Origin of the sequence: Streptomyces sp. NBC_00440 (genome assembly GCF_036014215.1) — a bacterium.
Taxonomy (GTDB): domain Bacteria; phylum Actinomycetota; class Actinomycetes; order Streptomycetales; family Streptomycetaceae; genus Streptomyces.
Map to the genome: position 1 here is coordinate 4,971,892 of NZ_CP107921.1, position 21,882 is coordinate 4,993,773.

At 69.4% G+C, this 21,882-nt stretch carries 16 protein-coding genes; 9 read left to right on the forward strand and 7 right to left on the reverse strand.

Going from position 1 to position 21,882, the window contains the following annotated elements; genetic code table 11:
- Positions 1-5: 5 nt before the first annotated feature.
- Both OHB13_RS22520 and OHB13_RS22525 read right to left on the reverse strand, forming a co-directional pair.
- Positions 6-1,325 (reverse strand): ABC transporter substrate-binding protein, encoded by a 1,320-nt coding sequence (locus OHB13_RS22520; protein ID WP_328378280.1) that lies wholly within the window; start codon positions 1,323-1,325, stop codon positions 6-8.
- 158 nt (positions 1,326-1,483) lie between these two features.
- On the reverse strand, positions 1,484-2,608 hold the full coding sequence (locus tag OHB13_RS22525) for a substrate-binding domain-containing protein (protein WP_328378281.1): 1,125 nt from the start codon (positions 2,606-2,608) through the stop codon (positions 1,484-1,486).
- A 270-nt stretch (positions 2,609-2,878) separates the two neighbouring features.
- Here OHB13_RS22525 and OHB13_RS22530 point away from each other — a divergent pair, with 270 nt between their 5' ends.
- Positions 2,879-5,200 carry a DUF2264 domain-containing protein gene (locus OHB13_RS22530; protein WP_328378282.1) on the forward strand — a complete coding sequence of 774 codons (2,322 nt, stop codon included), beginning with the start codon at positions 2,879-2,881 and terminating at the stop codon, positions 5,198-5,200.
- Positions 5,197-6,822 (forward strand): right-handed parallel beta-helix repeat-containing protein, encoded by a 1,626-nt coding sequence (locus tag OHB13_RS22535; protein WP_328378283.1) that lies wholly within the window; start codon positions 5,197-5,199, stop codon positions 6,820-6,822. Before OHB13_RS22530 ends, OHB13_RS22535 begins: the two co-directional genes overlap by 4 nt.
- A 113-nt stretch (positions 6,823-6,935) precedes the next feature.
- Here the strand turns inward: OHB13_RS22535 and OHB13_RS22540 are convergent, their stop codons facing one another.
- On the reverse strand, positions 6,936-7,709 hold the full coding sequence (locus OHB13_RS22540; protein ID WP_266854193.1) for an SDR family NAD(P)-dependent oxidoreductase: 774 nt from the start codon (positions 7,707-7,709) through the stop codon (positions 6,936-6,938).
- A gap of 189 nt (positions 7,710-7,898) precedes the next feature.
- Positions 7,899-8,573 (reverse strand): MOSC domain-containing protein, encoded by a 675-nt coding sequence (locus OHB13_RS22545; RefSeq protein WP_328378284.1) that lies wholly within the window; start codon positions 8,571-8,573, stop codon positions 7,899-7,901.
- Positions 8,574-8,811: 238 nt separating this feature from the next.
- Between OHB13_RS22545 and OHB13_RS22550 the strand changes: the two genes are divergently transcribed.
- Positions 8,812-9,702 (forward strand): LysR family transcriptional regulator, encoded by an 891-nt coding sequence (locus tag OHB13_RS22550; protein WP_328378285.1) that lies wholly within the window; start codon positions 8,812-8,814, stop codon positions 9,700-9,702.
- Between the two features lie 227 nt (positions 9,703-9,929).
- Here OHB13_RS22550 and OHB13_RS22555 read toward each other — a convergent pair whose 3' ends face one another.
- A complete protein-coding gene (locus OHB13_RS22555) occupies positions 9,930-10,253 on the reverse strand; it encodes a WhiB family transcriptional regulator (RefSeq protein ID WP_164262592.1) in 324 nt (107 codons plus the stop codon).
- Positions 10,254-10,646: 393 nt separating this feature from the next.
- On the opposite strand from OHB13_RS22555, the gene OHB13_RS22560 reads away from it, so the two are divergent.
- The 4 genes from OHB13_RS22560 (at position 10,647) to OHB13_RS22575 (ending at position 15,156) form a co-directional block, all read left to right on the forward strand.
- A complete protein-coding gene (locus tag OHB13_RS22560; RefSeq protein WP_003948568.1) occupies positions 10,647-11,258 on the forward strand; it encodes a response regulator transcription factor in 612 nt (203 codons plus the stop codon).
- Positions 11,259-11,492: 234 nt separating this feature from the next.
- Complete coding sequence (locus OHB13_RS22565) at positions 11,493-12,080, forward strand: sigma-70 family RNA polymerase sigma factor (RefSeq protein WP_266854188.1); 588 nt, start codon at positions 11,493-11,495, stop codon at positions 12,078-12,080.
- Between the two features lie 343 nt (positions 12,081-12,423).
- Positions 12,424-13,926: an IMP dehydrogenase gene (gene guaB / locus OHB13_RS22570; protein WP_266854186.1), complete on the forward strand. Its 1,503-nt coding sequence runs from the start codon at positions 12,424-12,426 to the stop codon at positions 13,924-13,926.
- 105 nt (positions 13,927-14,031) lie between these two features.
- On the forward strand, positions 14,032-15,156 hold the full coding sequence (locus tag OHB13_RS22575) for a GuaB3 family IMP dehydrogenase-related protein (protein WP_266854185.1): 1,125 nt from the start codon (positions 14,032-14,034) through the stop codon (positions 15,154-15,156).
- A gap of 162 nt (positions 15,157-15,318) precedes the next feature.
- On the opposite strand, the gene OHB13_RS22580 is transcribed toward OHB13_RS22575, so the two are convergent.
- Both OHB13_RS22580 and OHB13_RS22585 read right to left on the reverse strand, forming a co-directional pair.
- Positions 15,319-15,813 (reverse strand): hypothetical protein, encoded by a 495-nt coding sequence (locus OHB13_RS22580; RefSeq protein WP_328378286.1) that lies wholly within the window; start codon positions 15,811-15,813, stop codon positions 15,319-15,321.
- Positions 15,814-16,050: 237 nt separating this feature from the next.
- The gene (locus OHB13_RS22585; protein ID WP_266854183.1) at positions 16,051-17,301 is read right to left on the reverse strand and encodes a nucleotide sugar dehydrogenase; all 1,251 of its coding nucleotides are present in this window, start codon (positions 17,299-17,301) and stop codon (positions 16,051-16,053) included.
- 217 nt (positions 17,302-17,518) lie between these two features.
- Between OHB13_RS22585 and OHB13_RS22590 the strand changes: the two genes are divergently transcribed.
- Positions 17,519-19,228 (forward strand): glycerol-3-phosphate dehydrogenase/oxidase, encoded by a 1,710-nt coding sequence (locus OHB13_RS22590; RefSeq protein ID WP_328378287.1) that lies wholly within the window; start codon positions 17,519-17,521, stop codon positions 19,226-19,228.
- A 592-nt stretch (positions 19,229-19,820) separates the two neighbouring features.
- Positions 19,821-21,734: a serine/threonine-protein kinase gene (locus OHB13_RS22595; protein WP_328378288.1), complete on the forward strand. Its 1,914-nt coding sequence runs from the start codon at positions 19,821-19,823 to the stop codon at positions 21,732-21,734.
- Positions 21,735-21,882 lie beyond the last annotated feature (148 nt).

A 21,882-nucleotide genomic window follows, 5' to 3' on the forward strand; every position in this document is an offset into this window, starting at 1 on the left:
ACCGGTCAGCCCTCGACCTTCAGGCCGCGCTTCTTCAGTTCCTGGACGGTCGCGTCATGGCCGGCCTTGACCGACCCGCTGACCGTGGCGCCACCGCTGGCGACCTTGCCGAACTGGTCCTTGATCGCGGTGTTCGTGGTGCCGGTCGCCGGGCCCCAGGTCCAGCCCGGCTTGATCGAGGCTGCTGCGGTGCCGAACAGCTGGTAGATGTCCTGGCCGCCGTAGTACGAGGCGTCGAAGGCCTTCTTCGCGGCGGGCAGCAGCTCGGTCGCGGCCGGATAGGCGCTCGAAGTGCCCGAAGAGATACGGGCCTTGATGCCGTCCTGTGTGGTCGACATCCACTTGGCGAACTCGACTGCCGCGTCGGCGTGCTTGCTGTCCTTGGTCACGGCCCAGGTGGAGCCACCGAGCATGCCGCTGGCGGCCTGCCCGTCCCAGGTCGGCATCGGGGCGATGGCCCACTTGCCCTTCTGCTCGGGCAGCGTGGACTTCAGGACTCCGGCACCCCAGGCGGCGCCGAGGTACCCGATGGTGCCGCCGTTCTTGAGGGAGTTGGTCCACTCCGGGCTGAAGGAGGCCTGCGAGCGGATCAGGTCGTCCTTGATCAGCCCCTGCCAGTAGCCGGCGACCTTGTTGGTGGCGGAGTCCGTGGTGTTGACCTTCCAGGTGTCCCCGTCCGCCTTGAACCACTGGGCGCCGGCCTGCCAGGCCATCGCCTCGAACGTGGTCGGGTCATCAGGGAAGAAGGTGCCGATGCGGGCCTTCTTGTCGGCCTTCTTGACCTTCTCCGCGGCCTTGCGGAAGTCGTCCCAGGTCTTGGGTACCGCGATCCCGTACTTGCTGAACAGGTCCTTCCGGTAGTAAAAGGCCTGCGGCGACGCGTCGAACGGGACAGCCCAGTTCTTGCCGCCCAGCGTGGTCTGCTCAACGGCCTGCGGCAGGAACTTCTTCTTGACGTCGTCGGTCATGTACTTGCTGATGTCCTGGAGCGCGCCCTGGCTGACGTACTCCGGCAGCTGGGGGTACTCGATGGAGACCAGGTCGGGGGCGTTGCCCGCCTTGACCGCGTTGGAGATCTTGGCGTAGCCGCCGGCATTGCCGGACGGGATCTCCTCGTACTTCACGTGGATGTTCTTGTGCGAGGCGTTGAACGCGTCCACGGTCTCCTTGGAGCCCTTGGCCCAGCCCCAGAACGTGATGGTCACAGGCTTGCCGTCCGTGCCCTTCGCGGAGTCGTCGCCGCTGCTGCCGCAGGCCGTGAGGACGGCCAGGGCAGTGGCGGCGCCGGCTATGGAAAGGGTCGTTCTGCTCCAACTGCGGCTCACAGCGAGACTCCTGAGCTAGCGGCGACATTGACGTTGGCCGTGATCCTTGGCCCCGCAATGACCGAAGTCAAGAGCGAAAGATTGAATGATCGAAAAAAGATCAGAGTGTTATCGAATCCGGACGGGAGTCGGCACCTTCACGGGGTGCGGCGGCGCCTCTACCGAGGTGCGGCGGCCCCGCAGGAAATCCGTACGTGCAGCCTGGGCAGCAGCGCCAGATGCCGGCCTGGCTCCTCCTGCTCCTGGCGTTCCGCTGTCCGGCTGCGCGGTCCCGTGCCCAGCCGCTCGACCAGCATCCGGGTCCCGTGCAGTCCGACCTGGCGTTTCGGCGGAGCCACCGCGGTGAGCGGAGTGTCCGCCAGGGCGGCCACCTCGTCGTCGTAGGCGACCAGGGCCAGGTCCTCCGGCACGCGTACGCCCAGCTCGGCCAGGCGCTGCACCAGATGGATGGCATCCACGTCGTTGTGAACCAGGGCCGCCGTCACGCCCCCGGTGGCCACCGCGGACTGCACGGCCCGTACGGCCTCCTCGAAGCGGCTCCGGTCGAGTTCGGCCGGGACCGAATCGATCACGGGGCGCGGCTGTTCCAGGCCCAGCGCGCCCAGTGCCTCGTCGTAGCCGGTCCGTACCGCGAGCGCGGTCGGGCTGTCCGTGCGAGCGACGAGCAACGGTGCGCCGTGACCGAGGCGGATCAGATGGCGCACGGCCAGCAGCACCCCGTGCCGGTGGTCGGAACAGACCCGGTCCATGTCGTCTAGGGGGCTGCCCAGTGCGGGCTGCCGTTCCAGGAGTACGGCGGGTACGGGCAGCTCCGACATCCAGTCGCCGTACGCCGCCCGGTCGCCCGCGGCCTGCCAGCCCGGCGCGATCAGCAGGCCCTCGGCGCCCGCCGCGAGCAGGCCCTCGGCGCGGGCCTTGTCCTCCTTGGGGCGGTAGTCGGAGATCCGCAGGATCAGCCGTGCGCCGGCCTGTGCGGCCGCGTCGTGGGCACCTCTGATCACTTCGGCGAAGTAGTACGTCGCCGAGGGGACCAGCAGCCCGAGGACCAGGCCGCTGCCTCCGGGCGGTGCCGCTGTTCCGGCCGTGGCTGCCGCGGACCGCGGCCAGGAGACCGAGCCGTGCACCCGGTCGAGCAGCCCGCGTTCCGCCAGTGTCTCGACGTCCCGCCGGACCGTGACGGGGGAGACGCCGAGCTGCGCCGCGAGATCGGAGACGCGGGCCGATCCCTGCTCCCGTACGAACTCAAGCAATCGGTCATGGCGTTCGTCGGCACTCTCGCGCACGGCGCTGGTCCCCCTCGCGGTCTGGTGGGTGGCTGTCTGGTGGGTCGCTGTGTGGTGGACGGCTGTGTGGTGGGCGGATGCGTGATGGATGGATGTGTGATGGACGGATGTGTGGCGGCCGGCTCGGCAGGGCCGGCCGCCACGGCCAGACCCTAGTGCAATTTGATCGAACGATGGGAGTTTCGATCATTCGTCACTCATGCATTGACGTTCGATCATTCGTGGGTTCAAGATGCCGGGCGACGACGAAGTCCGCCTCCAGGGAGCATCATGCTGAGCCCGAACCTGTCGAGCCGGACCAGTCCACCGGGCCGGCCCGTCCCGACCAGCCGGCTCAGCCCGTACACCGGCTGGAACCGTGCCACATGGGAGGGTGCGGCCGATGAACTGCTGCTGGCCGTGCGGCCCTACGCCTCGCCCCGTCATGGTCTGATCAATCTCCCCGGCTACCGGCCCAGTTGGTCGGGCCCGCGCTCCGACGGCCTTGAAGGGTACGCCCGCACCTGGCTCCTTGCCGCCTTCCGGGTCGCCGGTGCGGAGGGCGATGATCCGCACGGCTTCCTCCCGCGTTATGCCGAGGGCCTCACGGCGGGCACGTCGCCCAGTGCGGAGGAGGCGGGCCCGGGCGACGCGGACCGCTGGCCCCGGATAACAGAAACCCCGCAGGCCCTGGTGGAATCCGCATCCGTCGCGCTCGGTCTGCGCCTCACACGGCCCTGGCTCTGGGAGACCCTCGACAGCCGCACACAGCAGCAGGCCGTCGACTGGCTGCTGCCCGCGCTCGGCCCGTCGCCCGTGAACAACAACTGGTGGCTCTTCGGCCTCACTGTCGCCGGTTTTCTGCAGGACGCCGGAATCGAGACCGACCGGGCGCGGCAGACGATCGACCGTGCACTGGAACGCATCGAGGAATGGTGGCTCGGCGACGGCTGGTACAGCGACGGCCCCAACCGTTCCTTCGACCACTACAACGCCTGGGCAATGCACTTCTACCCGGTCCTGCACGCCCATCTGGGCGGGGACAAGGAACTGCTCGCCCGGTACGGGCCCCGGCTGCATGCCCACCTGGACGCGTACACGCGGATGTTCGGCGCGGACGGGGCGCCGATGCCGTACGGCCGCTCGCTCAGCTACCGTTTCGCCGCCGCGGCCGCCCCCTGGCTCGGCGCCATGACCGGCCACACCCCGCTGACACCCGGGGCCACCCGCCGCCTGGCCTCCGGAACTCTGCGGTACTTCCTGGATCGGGATGCGGACCCGGAAGCTGGCCGGGGCCCGTTGGCCCCGGTAGCCCCAGTAACTCCGGTGGCCCCGGCCGTCCCCAGCCGTTTGGCTCGCCGTCGCGCGACCAGCACGACCGGCACGACCGACGAACACGGACTGCTCACTCTGGGCTGGCACGGCCCGTACGAACCGATCATCCAGCCGTACTCGGGCCCCGCATCGCCCTACTGGGCGTCCAAGGGGTTCCTCGGGTTGTTGATGCCACCCGGCCATCCGGTCTGGACAGCGGCGGAGGAGCCGCTGCCCGCCGAGACGGCAGATGCCGTGACCGTGCTTGATCCGCCCGCCATGCTGATCCAGTCCACCGCGACGGACGGGCTCGTACGTCTCCACAATCACGGCAGTAACCACGTCGGCGAGGGCGACGACCCGGGGTATTCCCGCTACGCGTACTCCACCCGCACCGGATTTACGAGCCGCGGATTCACAAGCGCCGGATTCACGAGCGCCGTCCGTACCGGCACGGATACGGGTCGTCCCACCGGTTCCGTAAGCTCCGCGGCCCCGGCGAGTTCTACCGTTCCCGCGAGTTCCGCTGCCCCTGCGAGTTCCGCCCTCCCCACTGCCCCCACTGGCCCCCCGGCCTCACCGTGCGACAACCACTTCGCACTGGTCATCGACGGTGAACCCACCCCTCGTGGCCCCGCCGCACCACTTGCCTCCGGGCCCGATTGGGTGGCGTCCGTGACAGAACCGCTCCCCGGCGTACGGATTGTCTCCGCGACAGTGGTCCACGGCCGTGCAGAGCTCCGTGCGCATCTGGTCGTCGGAGCGGACGCCGGTACCCCCGTATGTCAGACCGGCTGGGCCATCGCCACGACAAGCGCATCCGGCGCTGCCACCACGACGGCAACCGCCACCGGAACAGGAGCTACACCCACCGCCACACCGGACGAGGCCACCCCACAGACCGCGCTCGCCCCTCCCGCCCCAGCCGGACCGACCGCCTCCCAGCTGCCTACCGACCTCACCGCCCAGCTCCACCCCGTCCACGGCTACACAGGGAGGGCACGCCAACTCGGTGCAGGGTCGACCCTGTTCGGTCCGGCCTCACGGATCCTCGCGCTCGACGGCGTCACCACCGCCCCCGAGTCGCTCTTCGTCAGCCTCGCCTCGCTCACCGCCGAGCCGGACCCCGCGCCCGCCGCAGCGCTCGCGGACATTCATGTCAGCGACCCCCGCACGATCAACGTGACCTGGCAGGACAGCACCGCCACCGTCCTGCACCTCCCGGAGCTCCCACACCCCCCGGGACATCAGCAGCTCCCGCAGCTCCCGCAGCTCCCACAACCCCCGGAGGAACGATGAGACTTCGCCCTGCGCACACCCCTCTGACCACCGCGTCCCTCACCGCATTCGCAGTGACCAGACTGGCTGTGACGGGGCTGGCTGTGACGGGGCTGGCAGTGACCGGGCTGGCTGTGCCCGGGTTGGCAGTGACTGGACTGGCCACCCCCGCGCAGGCGGCTCCCCACCCCGGAGCCACCTTCCACGTCGACTGCGCGGCCGCCCCAGCCCCCGCAGCCCCCGCCACGAACGACGGCTCGGCGCGCCACCCCTGGACCACCCTCGCCCAGGCCAACGCCCACACCTACGGCCCCGGTGACCGTCTCCTCTTCAAACGAGGCGCGACGTGCACAGGTTCCCTCACCCCGAAGGGAGCCGGATCGTCCCACGCCCCCTTCACCATCGCCGACTACGGTCCGGGCAACGGCCGCGCCGTGATCGATGGTGCGGGCGCCCACGACGCCGTACTGCTCTCCAACACCCAGTACGTCCACCTGTCCCGACTGGAGATCACCAACGCCGCGGAGCCAGGCAGCGAGCGCAACGCCGTCCGGCTCCGCCTCACCGACTACGGCACTGCCCACGGCTTCGAGATCGACCACCTCTACATCCACGACGTACGGGGCGGCGACGCCAAGACCCTCACCGGTTCCAGCGCCATCCACATCGACGTCGAGGGCACGGCGAAGGCCAGCAGCTACGACGGCCTGGACATCCACCACAACCGCATCGAGAACGTCGACCGCGAGGGCATCTACTTCAAGTCGACGTTCTCCAAGCGCGATCTGGTCGGCCAGCAACAGGACCCCAACGTCTATCCCGGCGCCTGGACCCCGTCCACCGGCGTACGCGTCCACGACAACACCCTGAAGTCCATCGGCGGCGACGGGATGAAGCTGGACACCACCAGCGGCGCGGTCGTGGAACGCAACCGGGTCGACGGATTCCAGCTGCGTTCGCCCTCCGCCAACGCCGGCATCTGGACGTTCAACACCGATGACACCCTGATCCAGCACAACGAGGTCTCGGGCGGCGGGAACAGTCACGACGGCATGTCCTTCGACGCGGACGGCGCCTCCAGCCACACGGTCTTCCAGTACAACTACAGCCACGACAACAAAGGCGGCTTCCTGCTGGTCTGCCCGTACAGCGGGGCGAAGACGATCGACACGGTCGCCCGGTACAACGTCAGCCACAACGACGGCACCCGGCTGCTCCAGAACTGCGCGGGCCCCATCCTGAACACCCAGATCTACAACAACTCCTTCTCCAACAAGGAGACGATCCCCGGGTATCTGGTCCAGGACGACAACAGCAGCCCTGCCACCACCCAGCACGAGCAACACATCCGCAACAACATCTTCGTGAGCGGAGGGACCGGCGGCTACGGCTTCTCCAACCCGACGGCCGGCCTGGCGCTCGACCACAACGCGTTCTACGGGATCGACATGTCCCGCCCCAACCCCGGAGGCATCACTTCCGACCCGCTGCTGCGTGACGACTTCCGGCTGTCCGAGGGCTCACCTGCCATCGGCGCGGGAACGGCCATCCCCGACAACGGCGGCAAGGACTACTTCGGCAACAAGCTGAAGCCGGGCGCTCCCAACATCGGCGCCTACGCAGGGCCGGGCACCGCCCGCTGACCAGGGCCTCTGCCGCGAACGCTGAGACCCGCTGACGATGGCCGTGACTCCCGGCCGTTACTGCTCCCGCACCGCTCCCGGCCGTTACTGCTGCCAGCCGCTACTGAGGACCGTTACTGAGGACCGTACTTGCGGCCTGTCTTGGAGGTGATGCCTCCGAGCAGGCCGCGCGGCGCCAGCTTCGCGACACCCATCAGCGCCTTGTACCGGGGGTCGGGAATCGACAGCGACTTTCCGCGCGAAAGATCGGTGAGCGCCGCCGCCACCAGCTTGTCGGCGTCCAGCCACATCCACCCGGGGATGTTGTCCGTCCCCATGCCCGCCCGCTCGTGGAACTCCGTACGCACGAAGCCGGGGCACAGCGCCATCAGCCGCACCCCCGAGCCCGCCAGATCCCTGGCAGCACCCTGGGTGAACTGCACGACCCAGGCCTTCGAAGCGCCGTACGTCCCCCGCGGCAGGAACGCCGCCACCGACGCCACATTGACGACGCCGCCGCGGCCCCGCGCCTGCATCCCCGGCACCGCGGCGGAGGTCAGCCGCAGGACGGCCTCGCAGTGGACCTTGAGCATGGTCAGTTCCTCGGCCATCGGAACGTCGAGGAACTGGCCCTTGTTTCCGAACCCGGCGTTGTTGACCAGCAGGTCGATCGCGTTCCGGGAGTCCGCGAGGCGCTTCTCTACGAGGGCGATGCCGTCCTCGGTGCCGAGGTCGGCGGTCAGCACCTCGGCTTCGATGCCGTGCCGGTCGTGCAGCTCGGTCGCCTGCTCCTGCAACCGCTCGGTATTGCGTGCCACCAGTACGAGGTTGTGCCCGTCCGTGGCCAGCCGCCGCGCGAAGGCGGCTCCGATTCCCGCGGTCGCGCCCGTGATCAGTGCTGTCGTCATGGGCGGAACGTTAGTGCCCCCGCCCGGCAGCCGTGACGACCGCAGATCCAGCCGTCAGCCGGCCAGACAGTTCGTCAGTCAGCCTCTCCGCCAGCCAGCCAGCCAGTCCGTCACCTAGTCAGCCAGTCGGCCGTGCGTCCGCCGGCCGGTCAGCCGATCCGTCCATCCATCCATCCGGCCGGCGGCCCGTCAGTCCGAACTCCCGTGCTTGTCCGTGTAGTCACGTGCGACGCCCAGCAGCTCCGACTCCATCCACTCCGCCGCCACCAGCGTTCGGGGCAGCAGTTCGCGCTCGATGGTCGCCGCGCGGAAGAGGAGCGCCACCGTGATGTCGTGCTCCGGGCGGCGTACGACTTCGACGGGGTCGCCCGCACGGAAAGCGCCCGGCCGGATCACGCGCAGCAGCGCTCCGGGAGCGCCGGCCAGAGTGAAACGCTTGACCCATCCCGGCTCGCCCACGTGCCCCTGAAAAGTGCGGCAGGGAATGCGACCGCCGGTGACCTCCAGGACGACGTCGGGGCCGATACGCCACCGTTCACCGATGAGTGCGCCGCTCACATCGACACCGCTGGTGGTGAGGTTCTCGGCGAACGAGCCGTCGGCGAGCGGGCGCCCCAGCTCCTGCTCCCAGGTGTCCAGGTCCTCGCGCGCGAAGGCGTACACCGCACGGTCATTGCCGCCGTGGAAGCGCAGGTCGCAGACCGAGTCACCCTCGACCCCGCTGGCGCCAACACCTTTGGGGCCCGGCTGGAAAACCCGTACGGGCCCGTCGACCGGCCGCTTGTCGACACCGGTGCGCCCACCCGCGGCGTCCGTGTACGCGGCGGTTCTGGCGCGCCCCACATTCACTGACAGAAGTCTCATGAGGAGAGGCTAGAGGCTTGTTGACACAGTGTCTCTGTCCAGGACCGGCCCCGGGGGAGAGGGAGCGGTGCTCGGCCCAGTGTTCCACCCAACGCGCTGCCGAGCGTCTGTCCACTGCTCTGTCCAGTGCTCTGCCCGCTGCTCTGCCGGGCCTCGTCACCGCATCGCCACCCCGTCGTTCGTCATAGTCGGTACGCGATAATCCGCGGCTGCCCCAAGAATCGCTTATGCTCGCTTCATGATTGAGGCCCGTCATCTCCGCGTCCTGCGAGCCGTCGCCGCCACCGGATCCTTCTCCGCTGCCGCCCGTGAGCTGGGCTGCACCCAGCCGGCGGTCAGTCAGCAGATGAAGGCCCTTGAAGCGTCATCGGGCACGACGCTGCTGATCCGTACGGGTCGTGAAATGCGCCTCACGCAGGCGGGGGAGGCCCTGGTCCGCCACGCGGGCGGGATCCTCGCCGGGCTCACGGCCGCCGAGGAGGAGGTCGCCGCCATCGCCGGGCTGCGGGCGGGCCGGGTGCGGCTGGTGTCGTTCCCCAGCGGAAGTTCGACACTGGTGCCCACGGCCCTGGCCGCGCTGCGGGCCGCCCACCCCGGCACCCGGGTCTCCCTGGTCGAGGGGGAGCCGCCGCGCTCCGTCGAGATGGTGCGCGACGGGGACTGCGATGTGGCGCTCGCCTTCCGCTACGGGCCCGCCACGGACGAGTGGGACGACCTGGTCGTACGGCCCCTGCTCACCGACCGCATGGTCGGGCTGGTCCCGGACGGGCACCGGCTGGCCGACGCGGATGCCATCACCGTGGGCGACCTGGCCGACGAGTCCTGGATCGCGGGCTGCCCGCGCTGCCGCCGCCAGCTGGTCGAGGTCTGTGAGAGCGCGGGCTTCACACCCCGGATCGACTTCGCTACGGATGACTACCCGGCGGTCATCGGCCTGGTCGGTGCGGGTCTCGGGGTCGCTGTGCTGCCGGAGCTGGCGATCGAGTCCGTACGGCCCATGGGGGCCAGAACGGTATCGGTGGAACCGGCGGTCCAGCGCGAGATCGTCGCACTGACCCTTCCGGACCTGGCCCAGGTCCCCGCCGTAGCGGCGACCCTGGACCGGCTCGCCTGGGCAGCCACGCGCTGACGCTGATCACGGCCGCGGCCGCCTCAACGCCTTGCTGTCGCCTCGCCTCGCCACTGCCCTGCCGGCCACTGTGTTCAGGAGGCAGGCACGCAGGCAGGCGGTAGGCGTGCAGGGGGGTGGGCGCGCAGGAGCTGGGCGTGCAGAACAGCACGGGCGCCCCAGGAGGCGAGCGTGCAGGAGGTGGGCGTGCAGGAACGTTTCCTCTCAAGGTTTCCGATGCTGAGTCGCTAAGCGGGCCCGGACCCGTTCGGGGTCGCCGCGGTGATCAGCCGGTTGCGGGCGCGCCCCATCAGCTCCTCGCGTTCGTCCTCGGTGAGGCCGCCCCACACCCCGTAGGGCTCGCGTACGGCAAGTGCGTGCGCCGCGCACTCGGCGCGGACCGGGCAGCGCATGCACACCTCTTTCGCCGAGGTCTCGCGCGCGCTGCGCGCTGCGCCCCGTTCGCCCTCGGGATGGAAGAAGAGCGAGCTGTCCACCCCGCGGCAGGCCGCGAGGAGCTGCCAGTCCCATAGGTCGGCATTGGGTCCGGGAAGGCGGGAGAAATCTGCCATTGCTTGTCCCCTCAAAGCCGTTGCTGAGGCGGGGGCGGTGATGTCGACCGCACCCGCGACCGTACATCCACGATGTAAGTAGATGTAAATATGACTCATTACGAATCTAGTCATAGACACCAGCAAAATGGAAGAAAAGCAGCTGAACGGGTCATTACCTTTCAAACTAGACAAATGGGGCGTGGAACTCTCCTCCGCGACTGTTCCCTCACGTAGAGTGTCGAAGGCGGCCGTCCGGCCCGTAACTCTTTCGAGTGACCATCGTTGAGAGTGCGTGGGCGGTTGAAACAAGAAGCGCTCGGGCACATGTCCGAGAGGCGTCGACCGCACAGGTGACGATTCGTACCCAGCCTGGAGGCTCAAGGTGACGCGCATCAGCTGCGGAGGGCGGTCATGACATCCGTCCTCGTCTGCGACGATTCCCCGCTTGCCCGAGAAGCGCTCCGTCGCGCGGTCGCGACGGTGCCCGGCGTCGAGCGTGTGACGACGGCGGCCAACGGCGAGGAAGTCCTCCGCCGCTGGGGAGCCGACCGTTCGGACCTGATTCTGATGGACGTACGCATGCCCGGTCTGGGTGGTGTGGAGACGGTGCGCCGGCTCCTCTCGGCGGACCCCGGTGCCCGGATCATCATGCTGACGGTCGCCGAGGATCTGGACGGTGTCGCACTGGCGGTCGCCGCCGGTGCCCGCGGCTATCTGCACAAGGACGCCTCGCGCGCCGAACTGCGTGCGACGGTCACGCAGGCGCTCGCCGATCCGACCTGGCGGCTCGCCCCACGGCGACTCCGTTCGGCCGAAATGGGCGCGGCTCCGACGCTCACCGCGCGTGAGATCCAGGTACTCGAAGGGATGAGTCACGGCCGGTCGAACGCGGAGATCGGCAGGGAGCTCTTCCTCTCCGAGGACACGGTGAAGACGCACGCCAGGCGGCTGTTCAAGAAGCTCGGTGCCTCGGACCGCGCGCATGCGGTGGCACTCGGTTTCCGCTGGGGCCTGGTTCGTTAGAGAATGACCGGCAGGACCCCCGTCCGCTCAGTGGCGGACGGGGTGGCGGACGCCCCAACTCTGTTTCCCGCGCGATGCCGCATCCTTGAGGGTGTGGAGTTCCTCGGGGACGAGTCGTTCGAGCGGGAGGGGAGGGCGCAGCGGATGAGTTCCGGCGCACCTGCTCATAACGCTTCAGTGCACAACTACGAGCGCGGTGAAGCGGATGGTTCGGTGCCGAGGCACCATGGACCGATGCGCGACGACGAGGCTGCGAATGCCCATGGGGCCATCGGCGCGCTCGTCCACCTCGCTGTCGACGGAGACCAGCAGGCCACGCACGACCTGCTGGCGCACGTCCACCCACTGGCCCTGCGCTACTGCCGTACGCGGCTGAACCGGCTGCCCGGCGACGCCCGCCACTTCGTGGAGGATCTCGCCCAGGAGGTCTGTGTCGCCGTCCTGATGGCGCTGCCGCGCTACAAGGACACGGGCAGGCCGTTCGAGGCCTTCGTTTTCGCCATCGCCACCCACAAGGTCGCTGATCTCCAGCGGGCGGCCATGCGCCATCCCGGATCCACGGCCGTGCCGTCGGACGAGATGCCCGAGCGGCCGGACGACTCGCTCGGCCCCGAGGAGCGCGCACTGCTCAGCAGCGACGCCGCCTGGGCCAGGAAACTGCTTGCCAACCTTCCGGAGAACCAGCGCGAACTGCTGGTGCTGCGGGTCGCCGTCGGGCTGACCGCCGAGGAGACCGGGCAGATGCTGGGGATGTCACCGGGGGCTGTACGGGTTGCTCAGCACCGCGCACTGAGCAGACTGCGGGCACTGGCCGAGCAGTAGGCACGGGCCGGCATGAGGCGCGGCGGACCAGTAAGCGCGGGCCAGTAGGGACGGCTACACACAAGCTCCCGGCCCGGTGCGCGGGTGCCCTTCCCCCGCAGGGACATTCGTCACAGCCGCCCCCAGCCCCGCAGCCACCGGGCGGGTCGCTCCCCCGCCGCTCGGCAGCCCTCGGCAAAGCACCGGCAGCCGCACACGGCCACCGGCGGGCCGGGCTCCCGATACCACTCCTGGCAGTAGGAACATCCAAGGATGCCCGATCGGGCCGATCGTGGAATGAGACGCCTCTCCGGCCCGTTAGCATGGACATCCGCACCGATCAAGGCCATTTGGGGAAGGTGTCATGACTGCAAACGTCGACGGAGTGCCCGAGAAATTCGCGACGCTCGGGCTGACATACGACGACGTGCTGCTGCTGCCGGGCGCATCTGAAGTGCTCCCGAACGCCGTCGACACCTCGTCCAGGATCTCGCGGAACGTCACCGTGAACATCCCGCTGCTGTCCGCCGCCATGGACAAGGTCACCGAGGCCCGGATGGCCATCGCGATGGCCCGGCAGGGCGGCGTCGGTGTTCTGCACCGCAATCTTTCGATCGAGGACCAGGCCAACCAGGTCGATCTGGTCAAGCGTTCCGAGTCCGGCATGGTCACCGACCCGATCACGGTGCACCCCGACGCGACGCTGCGCGAGGCCGACGAGCTGTGCGCCAAGTTCCGTATCAGCGGTGTCCCGGTGACCGACCCCGCGGGCAAGCTGCTCGGCATCGTCACCAACCGTGACATGGCGTTCGAGTCCGACCGGAACCGCCAGGTGCGCGAGGTCATGACCCCGATGCCGCTGGTGACCGGCAAGGTCGGCATCTCCGGTGCCGACGCCATGGAGCTGCTGCGCCGGCACAAGATCGAGAAGCTTCCGCTGGTCAACGACGCGGGCATCCTCAAGGGCCTGATCACGGTCAAGGACTTCGTCAAGGCCGAGAAGTACCCGAACGCGGCAAAGGACGGCGAGGGCAGGCTGCTCGTCGGCGCGGCCGTCGGGGCGAGCCCGGAGGCGCTGGACCGCGCCCAGGCGCTGGCCGAGGCCGGAGCCGACTTCCTGATCGTCGACACCTCGCACGGCCACAACAGCAACGCCCTGAACTGGATGGCGAAGATCAAGTCGGGCGTCTCCGTGGACGTCATCGGCGGGAACGTCGCCACCCGCGACGGCGCCCAGGCGCTGGTCGACGCGGGTGTGGACGGCGTCAAGGTCGGCGTCGGACCCGGCTCGATCTGCACCACCCGCGTGGTCGCCGGTATCGGGGTCCCGCAGGTCACGGCGATCTACGAGGCCGCGCTCGCCGCGCGTGCCGCGGGCGTCCCGGTGATCGGCGACGGTGGCCTCCAGTACTCCGGCGACATCGGCAAGGCGCTGGCCGCCGGTGCCGACAGCGTGATGCTGGGCAGCCTGCTCGCGGGGTGCGAGGAGTCGCCCGGTGAGCTGCTGTTCATCAACGGCAAGCAGTTCAAGTCGTACCGAGGCATGGGCTCGCTCGGCGCGATGCAGACGCGCGGCCAGGCCCGCTCGTACTCGAAGGACCGCTACTTCCAGGCCGATGTGGCGTCCGACGACAAGCTCGTGCCCGAGGGCATCGAGGGCCAGGTGCCTTACCGGGGCCCGCTGGGCAACGTCCTGCACCAGCTCGTCGGCGGTCTGCGCCAGACGATGGGGTATGTCGGTGCGGCCAGCGTCGACGAGATGGAGAGCAAGGGCCGGTTCGTCCGGATCACGTCGGCGGGGCTCAAGGAGAGCCACCCGCACGACATCCAGATGACCGTCGAGGCGCCGAACTACGCACGGCGCTGAGGCGTACGTACCACCGCGGAAGCCCGCGGGCCGGACGGCCCGCGGGCTTCCGCGCGCGCGTCGGGGATACTGGAACGGCAGACGTAGAGGGAAAGGCCACACATCGTGACTGAGATCGAGATCGGGCGCGGCAAGCGCGGCCGCAGGGCGTACGCGTTCGACGACATCGCCATCGTGCCGAGCCGGCGCACCCGGGACCCGAAGGAGGTCTCGATCGCCTGGCAGATCGATGCCTACCGATTCGAGCTGCCGTTCCTGGCCGCTCCGATGGACTCGGTCGTGTCCCCGCAGACCGCCATTCGCATCGGTGAGATGGGCGGCCTCGGAGTCCTGAACCTCGAAGGTCTGTGGACGCGGTACGAGGACCCGCAGCCGCTGCTCGACGAGATTGCCGGGCTCGACGAGGAGACCGCGACGCGGCGCCTCCAGGAGATCTACGCGGCCCCGATCCAGGAGGACCTGATCGGCCTGCGGATCAAGGAGGTGCGCGACTCGGGCGTGGTCACCGCCGCCGCGCTGTCCCCGCAGCGCACCGCCCAGTTCTCCAAGGCGGTCGTGGACGCGGGCGTCGACATCTTCGTCATCCGCGGTACGACGGTCTCCGCCGAGCACGTCTCCGGTGCCGCCGAGCCGCTGAACCTGAAGCAGTTCATCTACGAGCTGGACGTGCCGGTCATCGTCGGCGGCTGTGCGACGTACACCGCCGCGCTGCACCTGATGCGTACCGGAGCGGCGGGCGTACTCGTCGGCTTCGGCGGCGGCGCCGCGCACACCACGCGCAACGTGCTGGGCATCCAGGTCCCGATGGCGACCGCGGTCGCCGATGTGGCCGCGGCCCGCCGCGACTACATGGACGAGTCCGGCGGCCGCTATGTGCACGTCATCGCGGACGGTGGCGTCGGCTGGTCGGGCGACCTGCCGAAGGCCATCGCCTGCGGCGCGGACTCGGTCATGATCGGCTCGCCGCTCGCCCGCGCGTCGGACGCGCCCGGCAAGGGCCACCACTGGGGCATGGAGGCCGTCCACGAGGACGTGCCGCGCGGCAAGCTGGTGGACCTGGGCATCGTCGGCACCACCGAGGAGGTCCTCGCCGGCCCCTCGCACATCCCGGACGGTTCGATGAACTTCTTCGGGGCGCTGCGCCGCTCGATGGCGACGACGGGGTACAGCGAGCTCAAGGAGTTCCAGCGCGTCGAGGTGACGGTGGCGGACGCTCAGCACAAGCGCTGACGCCCAGCACAAGCGCTGACGCCGAGCGGACGGGCGGTACCGGGCTGGTATCGCACGCGTCGCGCCGTAACACAGGACCCGCAAACACAGGCCCGGACCGCAGCTGCGGTCCGGGCTTCGTGCTGGGTGCCGAGGACGGTTGTGTCCCCCCGGCCGTTGTCATCAGAGGGCCCGCTTCATGCCCGCGAAGGACGCCCCCGCGGCGATCGCGATGAAGAGGTAGCTGAGGAAGTCCGCATCGGCCCGCCAGGCGTCGTTGAGCAGGCCGAAGTGCTGGAAGAACAGCTCAGGGACGGAGACCGGGAGCTGCTTGGACGCGATGATCGCCTCGCCGAGCAGTTGCCCGAAGTAGACGGATGCCAGCGACAGGACGGCCCCCACGGCCGCGAGTCCGACATGGTCGCCGCCCACCTTGCCCGCGGCGAAGCCGATGATGAATCCCACGGCGACGGCCGCGTAACCGAACTCGTGCTTGGTGGCGCCGAGGATGCCCCCGTATGCCGCGCCCACCACCAGAGCGGTGATCACGGCGGTCACGATGCCACCCGCGATGTTGACCTTCGGCGGGGCGGCCTGCGGAGCCATCGGGAAGCCGAAGTCCGGCGGCCGGTACGAGGACGGGTCCGGTGGCTGGGGCGGTGGCACGGGCTGGGTCATGGTGGTCCCCCCCTGGGACAAATACGCACGGCTGTGCGAGAAGCGAACGCCGCACGCTAGCAGTCCGCGCCGACATCCACCCGTGACATTCACACACGACGTCCACCCGTGATGTCCACCCGTGATGTCCGCGCATGGTCTTCACGGACGGCCGACCGGCTTGAGCAGTCGGCCCGTTCGCCTGCCCAGTCAGTCGGCCTACGCAGCCGGCTGGGCCGTCACAGCCGGCTTGCGCCGTCACAGCCGGTGGGCGGCTCCCACCGGGGTGGCTCCCCTGGTGTCCAGCAGGAGTTGGGCCTTCACCGCGAGGCCCTGGAGGTCGTACGTGCGGTGGTGCTGGAGCAGCACCGTCAGGTCCGCTCCCGCCGCCGCCTCGTAGAGGGAGTCCGCGCGGGGCACCGGCACATCGCGGATGCGCCAGTCCGGGACGTACGGGTCGTGGTAGCTGACCGACGCGCCCAGGTCCATCAGTCGGCGGGCGATCTCGCCTGCCGGGGAGTTCTGCTGGTCGGCGAGGTCGGGTTTGTAGGTGACGCCGAGGAGCAGCACGCGGGCGCCGCGCGCCGATTTGCCGTGTTCGTTGAGGAGGGTGGCGCAGCGCTGGATGACGTACTGCGGCATCCGGTCGTTGACCTGCTGGGCGAGTTCGACCATGCGCAGCGGGCGGACGGTGTGCGGGGGGCCCGCGGTGTCGACGGGGACGCCGTGGCCGCCGACACCGGGACCGGGCCGGAAGGGCTGGAAGCCGAAGGGTTTCGTCTCGGCGCAGCGGATGACGTCCCAGAGGTCGACGCCCAGCTCGTGGCAGAGCACGGCCATCTCGTTGACCAGAGCGATGTTGACGTGCCGGTAGTTGGTTTCGAGCAGTTTGGTCATTTCGGCCTCGCGGGGGCCGCGTGCCCGTACGACCTTGTCACTCAACCGGCCGTAGAACGCGGCAGCGGATTCGGTGCAGGCGGGGGTCAGTCCGCCGATGACCTTGGGGGTCGCCGCGTACGGGTGGGTCCGGTTGCCGGGGTCGAGGCGGCTGGGGGAGTACGCGAGGTGGAAGTCCCGGCCGGCCCGCAGCCCTGAGCCCTCCTCCAGCAGGGGGCGCAGGATTTCCTCAGTGGTGCCGGGGTAGACGGCCGATTCGATGATGACCGTGGTGTGCGGGCGGAGCCTGGCGGCGAGTGCGCGGGTCGCGTCGGTGACCGGTGCCAGGTCGAGTGCCCGGTCCTCGCCCAGTGGGGTGGGCGCGCAGATGACGGCGGTACGGACCCGGCCCAGTTCGGCCGGATCGGTGACGGGCCGGAAGCCCCCCGAGAGCATCCGGCGGATGTCGGCCGCGCTGAGGGAGCCGTCGACGGGGGTGTGGCCGGCGGCGAGTTGCAGCAGACGGCGCGGGTCGGTGTCGTAACCGATGGTTACGAGACCGGTGGCGACGGCGGCCTGGGCGAGCGGCAGGCCGAGGTGGCCGAGTCCGATCACGGCGAGATCTGCGGGCATGGGTGATCCGTCCTTCCCAATAGCCGGAGGGGGACGAGTGCGCAAGTCCTGTGGACAGCGCAATGTCAGGTTAGGAGTAAATATGACCGATTTGCGGTATTGGGCGGGCCTGGGTGTCCGTGTGTTGTCCACAGGCGGTGGCTGAAGTGGGAGATCGCGGACAGAATCGAGGGTGCACCGGACACCGCTTCGGCGGCCTGATCAACGGGAGGCAGCAGTGAGGACAGCGACACTGGGGCCCGAGGAGCGCGCACAGGCGCTCGCCGGGATGGCCGAGCGTGAACTGGACGTACTGGTCGTGGGGGGCGGTGTGGTCGGCGCGGGGACGGCGCTGGATGCCGCGACGCGCGGGCTGGTGACGGGCCTGGTCGAAGCGAGGGACTGGGCATCGGGCACGTCGAGCAGGTCGAGCAAGCTCATCCATGGCGGCCTGCGCTATCTGGAGATGCTCGACTTCGCACTCGTACGGGAGGCGCTGAAGGAGCGCGGGCTGCTTCTTGAGCGGCTGGCACCCCACTTGGTGAAGCCGGTGCCTTTCCTCTACCCCCTGCAGCACAAGGGCTGGGAGCGTTGGTACGCGGGCTCCGGTGTCGCGCTGTACGACGCCATGTCGGTCTCCTCGGGACACGGCCGCGGGCTCCCGATGCACCGGCATCTGACACGTAAGCACGCGCTGCGGGTCGCGCCGGCGCTGAAGAAGGACGCACTGGTCGGCGCCCTGCAGTACTACGACGCGCAGATGGACGACGCGCGCTATGTGGCGACGCTGGCGCGGACGGCCGCGAGCTACGGGGCACTGGTGGCGAACCGGGCGAAGGTGACCGGCTTCCTCCGGGAGGGCGAGCGGGTCGTCGGCGCGCGGGTGCAGGACGTCGAGGGCGGTGGCGAGTACGAGATCCGCGCCAAGCAGGTCGTCAACGCCACAGGGGTGTGGACCGACGACACCCAGGGGCTGATCGCCGAGCGCGGGCAGTTCCATGTGCGGGCGTCGAAGGGGATCCATCTGGTCGTACCGAAGGACCGGATCCACTCGACGACCGGGCTCATCCTGCGGACCGAGAAGTCGGTGCTGTTCGTGATCCCGTGGGGGCGCCACTGGATCGTGGGAACCACGGACACCGACTGGGACCTCGACAAGGCGCATCCGGCCGCGTCCAGCGCCGACATCGACTACCTGCTCGAACACGTCAACTCGGTGCTCGCCGTGCCGCTGACGCGCGACGACGTGCAGGGTGTGTACGCCGGCCTGCGGCCCCTGCTGGCCGGGGAGTCCGACGCGACCAGCAAGCTCTCGCGGGAGCACACGGTGGCGCATCCGGTTCCGGGGCTCGTGGTCGTCGCGGGCGGCAAGTACACGACCTACCGTGTGATGGCGAAGGACGCGGTGGACGAGGCGGTGCACGGGCTGGACCAGCGGGTTGCCGAGTGCGTCACGGAGAATGTGCCGCTGATCGGCGCCGAGGGGTACAACGCCCTGTGGAACGCGCGGGCGCGCATCGCCAAGCGGACGGGTCTGCATGTGGCCCGGGTGGAACACCTGCTGAACCGCTTCGGTGCGATGACCCAGGAGATCCTCGACCTCATCACCGAGGACCCGTCGCTGGGTGAACCGCTCGGGGGCGCCGACGACTACCTGCGGGCGGAGGTCGTCTACGCGGCTTCGCACGAGGGGGCCAGGCACCTGGACGACGTACTCACCCGGCGCACGCGCATCTCGATCGAGACGTTCGACCGGGGCACGCGCAGCGCACGGGAGGCCGCCGAGCTGATGGCCAAGGTGCTGGGCTGGGACAAGAACCGCGTCGAGGCGGAGATCGAGCACTACGAGAAGCGGGTCGAGGCAGAACGGGAGTCCCAGCGCCAGCCGGACGACCTGACGGCGGACGCCGCGCGGCTGGGGGCGCCGGACATCGTGCCGCTGGAATGAGCAACTGGGGTGAGTGGGGGAGTCGGTGAGCCGGTAGGTGGGGGAGTGAGCGGGTGAGCGGGTGGGGTCGGGGCCGGGGTGGGCTCCGGCAGTGGATGGCCGGCCGGCCCGGGTGGTGGTCCGGTTGGGAGGGTGGTCCCGCCGGGACGGTTGTGCGGTCGGCCGCCGGTGTGTGGTCGGCCGCCGGGATGCGGGGCCCAGCCGGTCGGGACCTGCTTCGGCAGGGTCCCGGCCGAAGCGGGTCCCGGCCGGCGCAGGTGGAACTCCTCATCGGGGACGGCCGTTTCGAGGTAGGAGGCCGAGCCGGGACGAGTTGGACCGAGCAGGGCGGGGGCCGGGGGCAGTGGTGTATACGAAGCGGGAGGGCGCCGTACGCCTGCTTGACCTCGGGTTCTCCGGGCAGGGACTGGGTGGTGCCGGCAAGCGGTACCGGGATCGGCCGCGGTGGCGAGCGGCAGGTGCGACACCGGCGTGGCAGGAAACGCCTCCCGCATGGCCCATGATGGTCGCCCACGGACCCGGCACCATCATCGGTGCCGGAGTGAGAGACAATGGACGCTCTGCCAGGGCGGGTTGAATGCAGAGGGGACGCATGTCGGAGGCGGAGCAGGCGAAGGACACCGAGGGGCGCCTCCTGGCTGGGCGGTACCGGCTCGGGGGTGTGCTCGGCAAGGGCGGCATGGGCACCGTCTGGCGGGCTGTGGACGAGACGCTCGGCCGCACCGTCGCGGTGAAGGAACTGCGTTTCCCCTCGGCCATCGACGAGGACGAGAAGCGCAGACTCGTGACGCGTACGCTGCGCGAGGCCAAGGCGATTGCCCGGATCCGTAACAACGGAGCGGTCACTGTCTACGACGTGGTCGACGAGGACGACCGGCCGTGGATCGTCATGGAGCTCGTCGAGGGCTGCTCGCTGGCCGAGTTGGTACGGGAGAAAGGCGTCCTCACGCCGGTACGCGCGGCCGAGGTGGGCCTCGCCATTCTCGATGTGCTGCGCCTCGCGCACCGTGAGGGCATCCTGCACCGCGATGTGAAGCCGTCCAATGTGCTGATCGCCGAGGACGGCCGGGTCGTGCTGACCGACTTCGGGATCGCCCAGGTCGAGGGCGACCCGTCGGTGACCTCGACCGGGATGCTGGTCGGCGCGCCCTCGTACATCTCGCCCGAGCGGGCCCGCGGCCACAAGCCCGGCCCGCCGGCCGACCTGTGGTCGCTGGGCGGGCTGCTGTACGCGAGCACCGAGGGCGTGCCGCCGTACGACAAGGGGTCGGCCATCGCGACCCTGACCGCGGTGATGACCGAACCGGTGGACCCGCCGAAGAACGCGGGAGCCCTGTCGGAGGTCATCTACGGTCTGCTCGCCAAGGACCCGGACCAGCGCCTCGACGACGCGGGCGCCCGCCGCCTGCTGAACGACGTGATCCACGCTCCGGAGCCGGAAGCCGCTGCCGAGCCGGTCGCGGCCGACGCGACGCGGGTCGTGCCGCTGCCGCCGGTTCCCGACGAGCCCGGGGACGCCCCGGAGTCCAGACCCGCGAAGCCCGTCAGGGCGCCCAAGCCGGCCAAGGAGCCCAGGCCCGCCAAGACGCCCAGGCCTCAGAAGGTCAGGGACACCGCTGCGGCCGACCGGGTGCGCAGCGCGCTGAACTCCGTACGGAACGCCAGGTCCGAGTCCGCTCCGGCCAAGCCGGCCACCGCGCCGGGCGGGCCGCCCGCCCGGGTCAGGGCACCGCTCACCGATGTCGTACCGCGCCGCACCCTGGTGATAATCGCGGCCGTTGTCGCACTCGCGGTGCTCGGAACGGTCCTCGCCTTCGCTCTCAACGGGCCCGGGGACAAGGGTAATCAGAGCAAGTCCAAGGGTGACAAGAGCGCTTCGAGTGGTGCGACGGCCGGGGGCGACAGCAAGAACGACGGCAAGGGAACGGACAAGGGGAAGACGGGCGACCAGGGGAAGAACGACGATCAGGGCAAGGGGAAGGGCGGCGAGAACGCGTCGCCATCGCCCGACGGCAAGGCGTCCACACAGCCTGCCGCCGACGCACTGCCCAGCGGGTACAAGAAGGTGACGGACGGTAGGTTCCGCTTCACGATGGCCATGCCCGCCGGGTTCCACCGCACAGCCATAGCGGGTGTGAGCTCGGGTGGGATCTACAACAAGTCCAGGGGTGGCTTCCCGCGCGTCCAGATCGACTTCAACGACTCGCCCAAGGACGACGCGGCCGCCGCCTGGCAGGCAGCGGTCGGTGGGCTGTCGGCCAGCGTCGGCGGTTACAAGCACCTCGGCATACACAAGGTCGAGTACAACGGCTATCCGACCGTCGCTGACTGGTCGTTCGAGCGTGACCAGAACGGCCAGCGGGTCCGGGTGCTGAACCGGGGATTCAAGGTGGACGCCCAGCGCGGCTACTCCATCATGATCACCTGCAAGGCGAGCGACTGGAACGGCGACGACTGCACCACTCTGCGTAATACGGCGTTCAAGACGTTCGCTCCCAAGAAGTGACCCAGGACACGTATTGTGAGAGGACGCGGACCGTACGCAGCCGCAATAGGCCTGTAATCGACCGTATTTGACGGATTGATGCGGATTAACACGGATTAATACGGGTCGATGTTGATCGATACGGCTTGATGTGGTCCCTGAGACCAGG

Bases quoted from the DNA above. Each gene is read 5' to 3' on its own strand.
- OHB13_RS22595 (WP_328378288.1), top strand. From the start codon at position 19,821: ATGTCGGAGGCGGAGCAGGCGAAGGACACCGAGGGGCGCCTCCTGGCT.
- OHB13_RS22550 (WP_328378285.1), top strand. From the start codon at position 8,812: ATGATTGAGGCCCGTCATCTCCGCGTCCTGCGAGCCGTCGCCGCCACC.
- OHB13_RS22560 (WP_003948568.1), top strand. From the start codon at position 10,647: ATGACATCCGTCCTCGTCTGCGACGATTCCCCGCTTGCCCGAGAAGCG.
- OHB13_RS22545 (WP_328378284.1), bottom strand. From the start codon at position 8,573: ATGAGACTTCTGTCAGTGAATGTGGGGCGCGCCAGAACCGCCGCGTAC.
- OHB13_RS22540 (WP_266854193.1), bottom strand. From the start codon at position 7,709: ATGACGACAGCACTGATCACGGGCGCGACCGCGGGAATCGGAGCCGCC.
- OHB13_RS22530 (WP_328378282.1), top strand. From the start codon at position 2,879: ATGCTGAGCCCGAACCTGTCGAGCCGGACCAGTCCACCGGGCCGGCCC.
- OHB13_RS22555 (WP_164262592.1), bottom strand. From the start codon at position 10,253: ATGGCAGATTTCTCCCGCCTTCCCGGACCCAATGCCGACCTATGGGAC.
- OHB13_RS22585 (WP_266854183.1), bottom strand. From the start codon at position 17,301: ATGCCCGCAGATCTCGCCGTGATCGGACTCGGCCACCTCGGCCTGCCG.
- guaB (WP_266854186.1), top strand. From the start codon at position 12,424: ATGACTGCAAACGTCGACGGAGTGCCCGAGAAATTCGCGACGCTCGGG.
- OHB13_RS22580 (WP_328378286.1), bottom strand. From the start codon at position 15,813: ATGACCCAGCCCGTGCCACCGCCCCAGCCACCGGACCCGTCCTCGTAC.
- OHB13_RS22535 (WP_328378283.1), top strand. From the start codon at position 5,197: ATGAGACTTCGCCCTGCGCACACCCCTCTGACCACCGCGTCCCTCACC.
- OHB13_RS22565 (WP_266854188.1), top strand. From the start codon at position 11,493: ATGCGCGACGACGAGGCTGCGAATGCCCATGGGGCCATCGGCGCGCTC.